Here is a 12856-nt window from a genome sequence, read left to right as displayed (position 1 = left end):
TCGGGCCGGGGACGTTGACACTGCCGCCGTACCCGTTGGTAACCTGCCGGGCGTGATCGACGAGGCCGGATCGCCGCCCCCGCAGCACGTGCTCTGTGTGCTCGGCGCGGGGTTGGACCTCGACCTGGTGGCCCGGCTGGCGGCCGAGATCGGCGGCCCGGACTGCACCCTGGACGCCGAGTACTCCCGACCCGAGCCCGACCCGCGGATGGCCGCCTCGTTCCGGTCCTCGCTGACCTCCCCGAGCTTCACCGACGCCGACCGGCGGGCGGTGCGGAAACACGACACGGTGGCTTACCTGCTCTCGCCGCCGGCCACCCGGCAGACCGCGATCGAGGTGTCCCGGCGGATGCTGGCGCTGACCGCCGCGCTGCTGCGGGCCGGCGCGACGGCGGTACGCAACGAGAGCAGCGGCCTGGCGCACGGCCGGGACCGCTGGCTCGACCTGGCCGACCGGGCTGCCGCCGCGACCGACGAGCCGACCCTGGCGGTGCTGTTGCACCGGGCCTGGGTGAAGCGGCCCATCACCGACGGTGTCGCGGTCTACAGCTGCGGGATGCACCTGCTCGGCGCCCCGGACGTCGAGCTGCGCGCCGGGCCGCCGACCGGCCCGGCCGAGGTCGACGCGCAGGTAGGCCTGCTCGACGCCCTGGCCCACTATCTGCTGACCGAGCCCGGCGGCCGGCGGATCCGCGACGGTGAGACGTTTGCGCTCGCCCCCGACGCCCCGCACTGGGTGCTCGGCAGCCGCGACTGCGCCCGTTACGACCCCGACGACCTCTACCGCAATCCGTACGGCTACTGGTGCCTGACCCCCGGCTAGGACTCCCGGGTCACTCGCCCGCCGACTGCCCGGGGGCCGGTGCACCACCGCGCTGCGGGCCGAGTTCACCGGTCTCGGCAAGGATTCGCGCGACCTCCGCCACCTTGACGTTCGTGTGCTGGCTGGTCCGCGCCAGCAGCACGAACGCCTGGTCGGCGGTGAGCCGGTAGCGCTCCATCAGGATGCCCTTGGCCTGACCGATCAGGTCCCGGGTGCCGATCACTCCCGGGCGCTCCGGGTGCTCATCCGGGCGGGTTCGACGGCCGGTCGCCGTCGCCGTCGCCGCCCTTCTCGAAGAAGAGCGACACGTCCTCGAAACGCGAGCCGAGATAGAAGCAGAGTCCGAGAACCACCGCCGCCACGGCGAGGGTGCCCGGACCACCGGTCGAGATGTCCGGGCCGAAGAGACCGACGAACCATGGCAGCACGGCGAGCATCAGCAGGTTGACCAGGACACCGGTGGACAGCCAGCGGAGCTTGGTCCAGGTCCCGGTGCGCCCTGACATCCAGCCGGAGTAGCCGGTGACGGTGCCGATCCAGTCCAGTCCGGCGTTGACCAGATAGGCGGCGAGCAGCGGGACGACCCAGCCCCAGCCGCCGCCACCGGCGAAGTCCATGCCGGGCAGGGCCGGGCCGAGCACGGCCAGGGCGGCTGTGGGCAGGACCGCGACCGGGCTGATCGTCAGGCTCACCCGCCAGTTCGTGCCTGCCATCTGGGTACTCCCGTCCGACCGATCGGACCAGTGGATGCCGCATCCCGGCAGTGCCTGCCGTACGTCGGTTGTCGCAGGCTGGTCCACCCTGGTCAGGACCTCGGCGGCAGTACGGCGAGGAGCGCCGGCCCGGCCACGCCCAGCGCGGCGACGTGCATTGTAGACGGTAGCGGAAATCGATAGGGTTGCGCCGCATCGGCGATGCTCGTAACGTTCGCCCCTGCCCGTCCTATAGCGGATGATTGGATGACACGTTGGCGCATTCACAGGCCGACCACGGCACTGGGCAGTCCGACTCGAAACTGCCCGCTCCACCGCCGTCGGCGCGGCGTGCCAGCCGGCGCACCTCCATCAGACGCAACGTTCTGCGCCTCGTACTGGCCCCCACCGTCGTCGTCGTGGTCCTTTGGCTCGTGGCCTCCGGCTACCTCGTGTTCCAGGGCTTCTACGTCCGGGCCGTCGCCGACTCGGTGCGGAGTGTATCGATCCCGGCGGTGTCCGCGCTAACCTCGATCATGCAGGAGCGGCGGCTCTCTGTCTCCTACCTGGCCCAGCGTGCGGCCGACCAGCGGCGTCTCGTCGACCAGCGTCAGCTGACCGACGGACGCCTCGCCGCGCTACGCGCCGTGGCATCCGACGCACTCGGCAACGCACCAGACTCCATCGTCACCCGCTGGCAGCGGCTCACCGAGTATCTGGACCAGTTGCCGGGCGTGCGCAGCGGAATCGACTCGCGCTCCGTCGACAGCAACGGCGCATTCCGGTTCTACAACGAGTTGCTCGACGCGGCGACCGACCTCTTCGACACGCAGGCCCGGGTCGTTCCCGACGTGACGGCGACCCAGGGCGGCATCACGGCCACCGACGCGTTCCGAGCCAGCGACCAGATGTCCCGCTCCGCGTCGATGATGGACGGCGCGTTCGGCGGGCGGACGTTGAGCCAGCAGGACTATCTGGCGTGGCTGGACATGGTCGGCTCGTACCACGCCGGTCTCGACCGGGTCGCCGCGCATCTGCGCGCGGGCCCGGCGGAGCGGCTGGAGAGCCTCAGGTCCAGCGCCTCGTGGCGCACTCTCGTCGACGACGAGCAGGCGATCATCACCGGCGGAGCGTGGCAGGACGGGGTGCCCCGTGGCCTCTCCGCGACGAGGGCCCGCTGGGCGACGCAGACCCAGCAGGTGTCGGACCAGTTGCTCGAACTGACCGTGGTCCAGGCCGACGAGGTCTCCGCCGAGGCCCTGCGGGCGGGCAACAACCAACTGCTGGCGGCGGTTCTCGCGAGTGCGCTCGCGGCGGCGGTGGCGGGCGGCGCGATCTGGTGGGCGTGGCGCCGCTCGAAGGCGATCCCGGTCCGGCTCGCCAGGCTGGGCATGGACGCCGCCGCCATGGTCGACGAACGGCTGCCGGCCGTCATGGAGCGGCTGCGCCACCACGAGAAGGTGGACTCCCGCGCGGAGCTGTCGATCGGCGAGGGCCGCGACTACGGCAACGACGAGATCGGCGATCTGGCCCGGGTCATCAACCGTTCCATGGCCGCTGCCGCCGCCGCCGCGGTGGACGAGGCAAAGACCCGGCAGGCCGGTCTGCTGATGCTCAGGGGCATTGCCCGTCGACCGCAGCTGCCACTGCAGAGCAGCCTGCAGAGCCTCGAGAAGGCGCAGAACGGCGCCGACGAGAAGCAACTCAAACTGCTGTTCGACGCCACGCACCAGATCACCCAGGGACGGCGCTTCTTCGAGAACCTGATCATTCTGGCGGGTGACCAGGTCGGCCGGCGCTTCTCCAAGCCGGTGTCGGTGAGCCGAGCGTTGCTGGCAGCCATCGCGGAATCCAAGCACTACCAGCGGATCACCCTGCGTGGGGCGCCCGACCTCGCGATCGCCGGCCACGCGGTGACCGAGACCATCCACCTCCTGGCCGAACTACTCGACAACGCGCTGACGTTCAGCCCACCGACGACGACGGTCTGGGTGACCTGCAGCGAGGTCAAACACGGCATCGCCGTGGAGATCGAGGACGGCGGCGTGGGAATGAGCGCCGAGAACCTGGAGCGCGCCAACGCCCTGCTCGCGACCGCACCCACGCCCGACGTGACCGACCTGCGCGACGGAAAGCAGATCGGGCTGAACGTGGTCGCGGAGCTGGCCAAACGCAGCGGCATCCGGGTGACGCTGCGCCCCTCCGCGTACGGAGGGACGCTGGCGATCGTGCTCATACCCGAGCGCGTCATCGCCCGCGACGCCGCCGCGGCCGCAGCTGCGGACGCCGCCGCCGAACGGCCCGGCACGCGGGCGACGCCGCCGCCGGACTCCGCACGACGACGCGAGCCGGCACCCGCGCCAACCCGGACCGCCACGGCGGTGGCGTCGCGACCCCGGCCAGAACCCGCCGGCCGGGACCCTCAGGCGCGGCGATCCGCTCTCGTCAACGGATCCGGAGACCCGACACCTCCGAACCACAGATCCGTGGCGCCGCACCAGCAGCAGCCCCCGGCGGCGCACGGCAGCGCCGGCTCACCCAGCCGGCCGCCGCTTCCCACCAGGGAGCCGCAGACGCACATCGCGCCCGAGCTGCGTGCCACGCCGGACACCGGCGGCCCATCGGGTACGTCGGGTGCCGGCCGGTCACCTGAGGAGGCTCGGGACCGGTTCACGCGCTACCAGCGAGGGTGGGCCGCCGGCAAGACACCACCGGCCGGGCCGACGCCGGCAGAAGACGACGAGTCCGCCGACAACGGAGGCAGGGAAGCATGATCGAGTCCACCGAACGCCCCGATCTGGCCTGGATGTTGCAGAACCTGCTCCGGGTTCCCGGTGTCGTGCACGCCCTGGTCCTCTCGGCCGACGGGTTGCCCATGCAGCCGTCGCTGTCGCTGGCACAGGATCAGGCCGACCTCCTCGCCGCCGGCGCCTCGTCGCTGCACAGCGTCGCCGCGGGCATCGGCCGGCAGTTCACCAGCGGGCCGGTACGGCAGGCCGTCATCGAGTACGACGAGCACACGCTCTTCGTCGCGGACGCCGGACCCAACGCCCGGCTCGCCGTCGTCTGTGAACAGATTGTCGATATGGGGACGGTGGCCTTCGAGATGAGCAGGCTGGTGGCAAGCATGGGCGAGAATCTCGGCACCGACATGCGGACCGCGCCGTCGAGAGCGGTCGGCGGCACAGGCACCGGCCATGACTGAGCCGCCGGGAGTGAGCGAGCCGGACGACGCGCTCGTCCCGCTCTACGTCCTTGTCGGTGGGCGGACCAGCCCGCGTAACAGCAATCTGGATCTCGCGACACAGGTGATCGCCGTGAAGACCGACACCTCGCGGCTGGAACCGGAGTACCAGGAAATTGTTCTTCGTTGCCAGACCTGGAAATCCATCGCCGAAATCAGTGCCTACCTACACCGGCCGCTGAACATCACAAAACTGATGGTGGATGTACTGCTGGAGCAAGGAGCCCTCAGAATCGGCACACCAGCGCAACGCCGCATCACCGACTACCGGCTACTGGAAACGGTACTCGCCGGTCTGCAGGCACTCTGAGTACATCAAGAGGGGCTACTGAACGTGGACTGTCACTCGTGAGCGTGAATCGTCGCTCGGTAAAGCTGGTCGTCGCCGGCGGATTCGGCGCCGGCAAGACAACCTTCGTCGGCGGGGTCAGCGAGATCCCGCCGTTGACGACGGAGGAGGTGCTGACCCAGGCGGGCGCCGCCGTCGACGACGTCACCGGCGTGGACCAGAAGAACCACACGACCGTCGCTCTCGACTTCGGGCGCATCACCATCACACCCGACGTCGTCCTCTACCTGTTCGGCACGCCCGGGCAGGACCGGTTCTGGTTCATGTGGGACGAGCTCACGCAAGGGGCGATCGGCGCGATCGTGCTGGTGGACACCAGACGGCTCGGCACCAGCTTCGCCGCGATCGACTACTTCGAGCGCCGGGAGACCCCCTTCGTCGTCGCCGTCAACCGGTTCTACGGCGAATGCCTCTACACCGAAGCGGAGATCCGCGCGGCGTTGAAACTCAACGACGCGGTCCCGCTGGTGTGGTGCGACGCGCGCGACCGCGCCACCACCAAGCAGGCTCTCATCCACCTCGTCCGGCACGCCATGTCGGCCCTGACCGCCAGCACGTAAGGAGTCTTGTGGCCCGTCCCGCCCGTCAGGTCGGCGGTCCGGCTGTGCGTCGCCGTTGCCGGTGGGTCACCGCACGGCCGGCGAGCGTCCGGCCCGGCGGGAACCACTGATCACCCGGACGACGTTCTTCGGAGAGAGCATCACCGTGGCCGGCGCCTTCATCTGGGCGACCCGGAGGAACGTCGTCGCCAACCCGGCGTGCACCGTCGCCGCACGTCGGTACCGGTCCAGATATCCGTTCAGGATCCGGTCGGCGACGGTCCGGCGGCCCGGGATGTCGGGGAACCTCATGTCGCCGCCGACCGAGAGCGTCCATGCCTCGTCGACGACCGACTTCGCGGCCTTGTAGAAGCGCGCCGGCAACGCCGCCGTCCCCGCCCTTGTCAGATCGCGCAGGATCAATGCCTCCATCGCCGCCACGCTCATGCCCTGGCCGTACGTCGGGTTGAAGGAGCACAGCGCGTCACCGACGACGACGAACCCGTCGAGGTGCCTGGAGCACCGCTCGAAGCGATGCCGCACGCTGGCCCGGTACGGCATCGGCACCGGGTCGTCGAGTGGCTCGGCCTCGCGGAGCAGCCGGGCCAGGTCAGGAACCGGCAGCGCGTCCGCGAACGCCAGCCACGCCCGCTCGTCGACCGGTGGGGCGTTACCCGCCAGACCGAACAGGGCGACCATCCACCGGTCGCCCTCCACGCGCATCGCGGCACCACCGCGAGGGTTGCCTGGCATGGGCACGATCAGCATGCCTTGCCGGCCTTCGAGCTGGCCCGGCACCGAGCGATAGGTTCGGGTCACGTACGTGACATCGACCTCGACCCGATCGCTGTCCGGCGCCGGGAAGCCACATCCACGCAGCCAGGCCGAGGCTTGCGAGTTGCGGCCCGTCGCATCCACGACGAGATCGGCCGCCAGGTCCGGGTCGGCACCGTCGGAGGTTCGCACCCCGACCGCCGATGCACCGTCCGCTCCGGTGAGCAGCCCGGTGACCTGGACGCCGGACCGAACCGTGATCCCGGCGAGTTCGCGGACTCGTCGGCGGACGTGGTCCTCCACCGTGGGTCGGCTCACCCCCAGCACCGTCAGGCCGGAGGGCGCCGCCGCGATGGCCTTTCCGTCGAGCACATAGGTGGTGTCCTGCTGGGGATCGAGCCGGAGAGCTCCGGCGGCGATCAGGTCGTCCTCGATCCCGGGGAAGAGTTCGTCCAGGATCTCGGCACCCCGGGTCAGCAGCACGTGCAGTTGTCGCCCCTGCGGTACGCCCCGCCGGGGCGTCGGGTCAGCCGGCAGGCGATCACGCTCAAGGATAGTCACCTGTCCATACGTTTCATGCAGCGCTCGTGCGGCCAGCAGCCCGGCCATGCTTGCGCCGATGACGACGGCATGCTTCCTGGAGTCCATGACCGAAAATCATGGCAGACGATAGGTCAGCTTGAAAGATCGAAGCGGCGGAATTGACCACCGCGATGATAGAGCTCGGCAGGTCGGGCCGCCATCGCGCCCGTACAGACCCGCTTACGTCAGCCGGTGGCCGATTGCCGTCGCGACTTACCACATGCCCGGTGGCTTGGCCGAGCCGACGGTGATTGCAGATAGTGACCAAAGCCCGGATGATTCCTACTCCGGACTACGACGCCGGTCCCGCGTATCCGGGGACGCCTGACTGTCCCACATTTCCGAGCACACCGACACCTGTCGATAATGCGACCTCGAATCCGCGAACGAGTGGGTCGTCAGCCGTCGCCGGCGGCGACCACGGCTTGCGTCCACCCGGACCGCTACCGGCCCCGCGGGCCCCGGCGCCACCGCCCGCCGCCTCCCTGCGGTTCGCATGCTGCGTAGTTCGGTTCGGGCGACGGCCACTCAGGCAGGCCGCTGCGCGGTGTCGCCGCCGCGGAGCCGGTCCAGTTCGGCGAGGTACATCGCCCGCATTCGGTCGTAGTGCCGGACCAGCAGCATGACCTCCTGGACGCTGTAGCCGTCGACGAGCCGTTCCGCCCGCTCGGCGAACCGCTCGTACGGCCGCTCCAACTCGGCGACCCGCTCCGGCCGCAGGGTGACGATCACCCGCCGCCGGTCGGACGGATCGCGTTCGGCCGTCACGTAGCCCGCCTGCTGGAGCCGGCGGAGCATGCTGGTCACGGCCCCGGTGGTCAGGTTCGTCCGTTCGGCGACCTGCCCCGCGGTGGCGGATCCGGCGTCCGCCAGGTAGTCCAGGCACTCCAGGTCGCTCACGGTGAGGCCGAGCCGCTCCGCGATGGCGTACCGGAACACCATGGACAACCGCGACATCTCCCGCCCGGCGCGCATGAGGTCGGCGATCGCGGACGCCCGGGCCGGCTCGTGGGACATGACCGCAATCATGCCTCCGGCACGGTGACCCGGTGCAGCCGAGGTAACACGCGGGTCAGTATCCAGTGCGGTGCGGCCGCTCCCCCGGTGAGCCGGCGCATCAGCCCGGCGGCGGTGTCGACGGCGCGGAAGGCGTACGGCACCATCTCGTCCTGGTAGCCGGCGATCGCCTCCTCGGCCGAGGTGCCGCTCGCCCGCGCCCTGACGAGCCGGTGGCCGAGCAGGGCGGCGTCCCGGAGTGCGGTGTTGCCGCCGTGCGCGCCGAACGGCGGCATGACGTGCACGGCGTCGCCCATCATCGTCGCCCGGGGCACCGCCCACCGGCGCGGGCGGCGGCCGGTGGCGAAGAGGTTGAGTACCGTGGCGTCCAGCTCGGCCGTGTCGACCAGCCGCCGGACCAGTGGATGGAATTCCGTGCTCATCCTGGCCGCCAGCTCCCGCAGCGCCAGCAGGTTCCCCCGGACGCCGACGGGCACCTCCTCCTGCCGGAGCAGCAGTCCCCACATCACGTAGTCGTCGCCGGTGGGCGCATAGCTGCCCGGGGCCAGCCGCGCGAACGCCTCCCGCGGGCTCTCGCCGAACCGCATGGAGGTGAAGAAGAAGGCGCGGCCCGGCCGGTCGGCGATGGCCAGCACCCCGCTGGTACGCAGCGTGTCCGGGATGACGCTCTCGCCGCCCGGCCGCAGGGGCGACCGGCCGTAGATGCCGGCCATCGGGGTGTTCGTCGGCTCCGCGTCCGGCATGAGCTGCGCGCGCAGTGCCGAGCCGACGCCGTCCGCGCCCACGACGACGGACGCCGCGACGGCCCCGCCGTCGGAGAACCGCAGCCGCAGCCCGGCCGGGCCGCCACTGTCCACCCCGACGGCGAGTTTGCCGTAGTGGATGCGCCCGTCCAGCCCGGACATCAGGATCGACCGCAGGGTCAGCCGGTCGACCTGGCGGGTCGCCTGCGACTCGCTCTTGAAGTTGATGGTGAACGCGTCCCGCAGTCGGCTGTCGGTGAAGCGCAACTGCCCGCCGGGCTCGTCGCCGGTGGTCAGGGCCAGGCGGTACAGCGGGCGGGGCAGGCTCTCGCGCAGCGCCCTGAGCCCGTACCGGTCGAGGATGATCCGGTAGCCCTGCTGCCGGACGAAGGGGCCGGGGTCGCGCTCGTAGACGTGCACGTCGATGCCGGCACGCATCAGGTACTGGGCCAGGCAGAGGCCGGAGAGGCCGGCGCCGGCGATCGCCACCGAGAAGCCAGTCGATATTCCCATGCGGTTATCTTAATGACAAAGATGATTTCGGCAAGGCCGCCAGCGGGTTCCGGTCGCTCCCTTGTCTAGTGTGCCCGGCGATGATCGCGGACCATGGACGGATGAGTGGTCGTGGCGAACGGACGACCTCCACGGCCGCCTGTCGTGAGTCTTCGACGGCCTACGAGGCGGCCGACGGCAGTGAACTGCCCCTGCTGCTCTTCGAGCCGGCCGAGGGCACCCGGTGCACGGCCGGGATCATCCTGTTCCACGGCGGTGCCCTGCGCACGGGTTCGGCCGACGGGCTGGCCCCGCACTGCCGGCAACTGGCGTCGCGCGGGATCTTCGCCGTGTCCGCCGGATACCGGCTGCTCGGTCAGGGTGCCGTGCGCATCGACGACTGCGTCGCCGACGTCCGGCGGGCGGTCGGGCACTTCGGGAGGCTGGCCGCGTCACGTGGGCTCGCGGCGTCCTGTCTGGCCTCGGGCGGCAGCTCGGCCGGTGCCCATCTCGCTCTGGTCGCCGCGATGATCTCCTCCGGTGGCCCCGCGACGATTCCCGAGCCTGGCGTCACCGCCGTCGTGGCTCTCAACCCGGCCGGTCTGGATCTGCTCGCCCTCCCGCCGGAACTCCGGCGCTCCGTCGAACAGGCGGCCGGCCTCGCCGTGGGAGGGGCGGGCGACTACTCGCTCATCGAGTTCGTGCGGCCGGGCAACCCGCCGGTGCTGATCCAACACGGCACCGACGACGGGGTGGAGCCGATCGACCACGTGCGGCGGTTCCGGGACGCGATGGTGCGGGCCGGTAACGACTGCACACTGCTCGAGTACGAGCATGCCGGGCACGGGTTCCACTACCCCGGCGAAGGCAGGCACTTCGACGAAGTCATCGACGCCACGGCCCGGTTCCTCGTCGATCGGCGCACAGCTGCTACCGGGGCGCCACCCTCGGCATGATCTTCTGTTCCCCGGTGGCGGCCATCGAGTGCATCGCGCCGCTGGCGAGCGGGATCATCCGGGCCAGGCCGGGCTGCCCGTTGCGTCGGGCCAGCTCGGGCCCGAGGCGGGTCATCAGCAGGGTGAGCGCCGGCAGGGGCCGGACGTAGAGGGTGATCTCGCCGATCAGGCCGTCGGCGTCCAGGCGCAGCCGCTGGGCCTCGTAGAGCCGCGTCGTGCCGAGCCGCGCCTCGTAGAAGAGCGCCACGGTACGGCCCTCGGCGATCTGGTCGGTGTAGGTGAGGTCGTCGATCGCGGCCAGGGCCACCTCGAGCAGGGTGCGTACCTGCCGGTGACCCCGGAAGGTGAACCGCTCGGTGATCGGCGAGACGAGCGTGACGTCAGGGCTGAGGGCGGCGACCGCACCGGCGGCGTCCCGGGCCTCGCCGGCGGCCCGCCATGCGGCGACAGCATCGTACGACTGATCCACGGTCGCTCCCATGTTCGTTGTGGTTGTCGGGTGGCGGCGGACGAGGTCGACTCACCGGGACGGAGACCCTGAGCTTTCCTGGCAGCCGTCCCGGGATCGGCGAGCGTAGGAAACGGTAGTCGCAACCAGCAACACCGCACCGGTGAAGAAGTAGGTGTTGATCCCGATGCCCGCCCAGAACTCGCTCACCGAGATGGCCTGGGTCTCCACGAAGCCGCCGCGACGGATACCCGTGACCATCAACAGGTTTTCGGCCATGCCCGGGACTCCCCTGAGCACCAGCAGCACGCTGCCGATCCACAGTGGTGTCAGAAGCACCGACCGAGGGAGATTCCGAGTCCGTGGGCGGACTGTAGCCACGACAACGGCTGCCCCGACGGCCGACATGGCGATGAGCACGACGTTGAAGACGACGTAGGCCGTCCTGCCCCAGGGGCCGTCACCGGTCGGATCGTCACCGGGAAAGACCACCAGGACGGCGTGGGACAGCACGAAGAAGATCAACCACGCCGAGGCGCCGTGCGCCCAGCGCGAACTCCGGAGAACGGACATACCAGTACCATCGCGAGGTCCGCACGACAACGCCTCCCGCCGTAGCCGGGTTCGGCTCCCCCAGCAGAGGGAGGCAGGCGGTCCCGATATCCGTAGGCTCGTCAGCGGCGATCGGCTGTGGGAAAGGAAGCGGACACTCACGGTCGGCGGGAGCTGGCTACCCTCGTGAGCGACCGAGCGGGGGAGGGTCGGCATGGCCGCGCTGATCGAGCACACCGAGCTGTACGTCAGTGTCGACTATCGACTGTTTGCCATGATCGACGACAGCAACGACCAGCGCAACGTGCCACCCCCGCCACACGAACTCGGTCACTGGCTCAGCTTTACGCCGGGCTACGTGCTGGTCGAGAACATCGACGACGCCGTGGTGCTGGGCAGCGACGTCCGGCTGGAGACCTGGGACGGGCCCGCCGACTTCGATCCGACCGGCTGGGACCGCAGCGACATCCTCGAGGTGGCGTTCGAGTCGGGCATCCTCGGGTTCTCCAGCGGCACGGCCGGCGGCATCGCCGACGCCTACCGCCTTCCACCGGGCCGCCGATGGAGCGTACGGCTGGCCTGGCGCACCGAGACGCCACCCGCCCCGGACGAGCTGCCGACCGCGTCGGTCCTCATCCAGTTCAGCCCGGCCTGAGTGAGCGCCGATCGACGTGTCCGGAACGAGCACGAGCCGCTCGGCGGAAACGTCGGTCGGCGCGATCGACAGTCTGGTAGGGACATACAGCGCCGCGTACAACCGATAGGTCGGTCCGATGGCCGGCTGCCCTACCTCGACTTCGAGACATCGGCGCCCTCGCTCGTCGACATGGCGGGCCGGCGCCGTGGCGGTGCCGCTGGGCCACGTGGGACCAGCCGCCGCAGCCCGGCGAGCTGGACGAACACCTCGCGCTTGTCGACCGCCTCACCCCGCCGGTTGAGCACATAACCCGAAAGCCAGACCCAACCGTGGTACGTCGGCCTCGGGTCCACCGACAGGACCCTGAGCACCAGCGCCCGGCTGCCGGCGAACTGCACCGACGCCCGGCCGTCGATCCGCAACAGGTCCCCGGGGCGGGGACTACCCGGCATGCCTCGCCAGCACGTCCACCCGGGCCATCAGCTCGATACACGGGCTGTGCGGCGGCACCGACTCCCAGTGGCAGCACAGCGGGTCGTGGCCGCGTATCCAGACCCAGAGGTGGCCGCCGTCAGAGCGGGTGATGCCCTTGTCGATCCGGACGATCCTGATGTCGACGTACCCGTCGACGTCAGCGCCCCGGTGATGGTGTGACCACTCGCCGGGCTCCAGCCGTACCCGGGTGTCGACCGGCAGGTCCGGGATCGACGGCGGCGGGATGTGCGGCGGCCGGGTCACCAGCGTGGTCCCGCCACCCGCAGCCAGCGCCGGCCGTCCCAGCGGTAATCCCGAACCCGACGGCTACGCCGAAACAAGCGTCGTACGGCCCTCAACACGTAAGCACCTCCAAGAGCGCCACGACGCCCCGGAGCACAGGTCACGGAGCGCCGCTCAGTGAGCGGATCATCGAGGCCGGTCCGGGACGTCGGGGGACGGCATCCCGGACCGACCAGGAACGCCAGCCAGGCCCACGGAGCCACATGACCCGGACGGCGCTCCTGCAATCAG

General features: G+C 70.5%; 16 protein-coding genes. 7 read left to right on the top strand and 9 right to left on the bottom strand.

The features are described 5' to 3' along the window. Positions 1–52 precede the first annotated feature (52 nt). Positions 53–823 (top strand): hypothetical protein, encoded by a 771-nt coding sequence (locus ACN28A_RS17250; protein ID WP_421396441.1) that lies wholly within the window; start codon positions 53–55, stop codon positions 821–823. Positions 824–833: 10 nt separating this feature from the next. Here ACN28A_RS17250 and ACN28A_RS17245 read toward each other — a convergent pair whose 3' ends face one another. Both ACN28A_RS17245 and ACN28A_RS17240 read right to left on the bottom strand, forming a co-directional pair. Continuing rightward, entirely contained in the window at positions 834–1046 is a 213-nt protein-coding gene (locus tag ACN28A_RS17245) for an ANTAR domain-containing protein (protein ID WP_421396440.1), read from the bottom strand. 19 nt (positions 1047–1065) lie between these two features. After that, positions 1066–1536, bottom strand: coding sequence for a hypothetical protein (locus ACN28A_RS17240; protein ID WP_421396439.1), 471 nt, complete (start codon positions 1534–1536; stop codon positions 1066–1068). A gap of 398 nt (positions 1537–1934) precedes the next feature. On the opposite strand from ACN28A_RS17240, the gene ACN28A_RS17235 reads away from it, so the two are divergent. Genes ACN28A_RS17235 through ACN28A_RS17220 form a run of 4 tightly spaced genes read left to right on the top strand, consistent with a single transcriptional unit; the run spans position 1935 to position 5668 of the window. Then, positions 1935–4289, top strand: a complete 2355-nt coding sequence (locus ACN28A_RS17235) for a nitrate- and nitrite sensing domain-containing protein (RefSeq protein ID WP_421396438.1) — start codon at positions 1935–1937, stop codon at positions 4287–4289. After that, on the top strand, positions 4286–4720 hold the full coding sequence (locus tag ACN28A_RS17230; protein WP_421396437.1) for a roadblock/LC7 domain-containing protein: 435 nt from the start codon (positions 4286–4288) through the stop codon (positions 4718–4720). Before ACN28A_RS17235 ends, ACN28A_RS17230 begins: the two co-directional genes overlap by 4 nt. Beyond that, a complete protein-coding gene (locus ACN28A_RS17225; RefSeq protein ID WP_421396436.1) occupies positions 4713–5069 on the top strand; it encodes a DUF742 domain-containing protein in 357 nt (118 codons plus the stop codon). The genes ACN28A_RS17230 and ACN28A_RS17225 overlap by 8 nt, the downstream gene beginning before the upstream one ends. Positions 5070–5107: 38 nt before the next feature. Then, a complete protein-coding gene (locus tag ACN28A_RS17220) occupies positions 5108–5668 on the top strand; it encodes a GTP-binding protein (RefSeq protein ID WP_421396435.1) in 561 nt (186 codons plus the stop codon). 66 nt (positions 5669–5734) lie between these two features. Here the strand turns inward: ACN28A_RS17220 and ACN28A_RS17215 are convergent, their stop codons facing one another. From ACN28A_RS17215 to ACN28A_RS17205, 3 genes are all read right to left on the bottom strand, one after another. Further along, on the bottom strand, positions 5735–7069 hold the full coding sequence (locus ACN28A_RS17215) for an FAD-dependent oxidoreductase (RefSeq protein ID WP_421396433.1): 1335 nt from the start codon (positions 7067–7069) through the stop codon (positions 5735–5737). A gap of 462 nt (positions 7070–7531) precedes the next feature. Then, positions 7532–8020: a MarR family transcriptional regulator gene (locus tag ACN28A_RS17210; RefSeq protein ID WP_421396432.1), complete on the bottom strand. Its 489-nt coding sequence runs from the start codon at positions 8018–8020 to the stop codon at positions 7532–7534. Between the two features lie 8 nt (positions 8021–8028). Further along, a complete protein-coding gene (locus ACN28A_RS17205; RefSeq protein ID WP_421396431.1) occupies positions 8029–9276 on the bottom strand; it encodes an FAD-dependent oxidoreductase in 1248 nt (415 codons plus the stop codon). A gap of 101 nt (positions 9277–9377) precedes the next feature. Between ACN28A_RS17205 and ACN28A_RS17200 the strand changes: the two genes are divergently transcribed. Beyond that, positions 9378–10211 (top strand): alpha/beta hydrolase, encoded by an 834-nt coding sequence (locus ACN28A_RS17200; RefSeq protein ID WP_421396430.1) that lies wholly within the window; start codon positions 9378–9380, stop codon positions 10209–10211. On the opposite strand, the gene ACN28A_RS17195 is transcribed toward ACN28A_RS17200, so the two are convergent. Beyond that, positions 10186–10680, bottom strand: coding sequence for a nuclear transport factor 2 family protein (locus ACN28A_RS17195; RefSeq protein ID WP_421396429.1), 495 nt, complete (start codon positions 10678–10680; stop codon positions 10186–10188). The two genes, ACN28A_RS17200 and ACN28A_RS17195, sit on opposite strands and share 26 nt — an antisense overlap. A gap of 51 nt (positions 10681–10731) precedes the next feature. Next, positions 10732–11232: a hypothetical protein gene (locus ACN28A_RS17190; protein WP_421396427.1), complete on the bottom strand. Its 501-nt coding sequence runs from the start codon at positions 11230–11232 to the stop codon at positions 10732–10734. 193 nt (positions 11233–11425) lie between these two features. Between ACN28A_RS17190 and ACN28A_RS17185 the strand changes: the two genes are divergently transcribed. Next, positions 11426–11866, top strand: a complete 441-nt coding sequence (locus ACN28A_RS17185; RefSeq protein ID WP_421396426.1) for a hypothetical protein — start codon at positions 11426–11428, stop codon at positions 11864–11866. 131 nt (positions 11867–11997) lie between these two features. Here the strand turns inward: ACN28A_RS17185 and ACN28A_RS17180 are convergent, their stop codons facing one another. Continuing rightward, complete coding sequence (locus ACN28A_RS17180) at positions 11998–12300, bottom strand: hypothetical protein (protein ID WP_421396424.1); 303 nt, start codon at positions 12298–12300, stop codon at positions 11998–12000. Then, positions 12290–12586 carry a hypothetical protein gene (locus tag ACN28A_RS17175; protein WP_421396423.1) on the bottom strand — a complete coding sequence of 99 codons (297 nt, stop codon included), beginning with the start codon at positions 12584–12586 and terminating at the stop codon, positions 12290–12292. The genes ACN28A_RS17180 and ACN28A_RS17175 overlap by 11 nt, the downstream gene beginning before the upstream one ends. Positions 12587–12856: the final 270 nt, after the last annotated feature.

Source organism: Plantactinospora sp. WMMB782 (genome assembly GCF_049179135.1).
Lineage (GTDB): Bacteria > Actinomycetota > Actinomycetes > Mycobacteriales > Micromonosporaceae > Plantactinospora.
The sequence above is the reverse complement of the archived record's forward strand: the minus strand, read 5'-3'. Positions and strand labels throughout refer to the sequence as shown.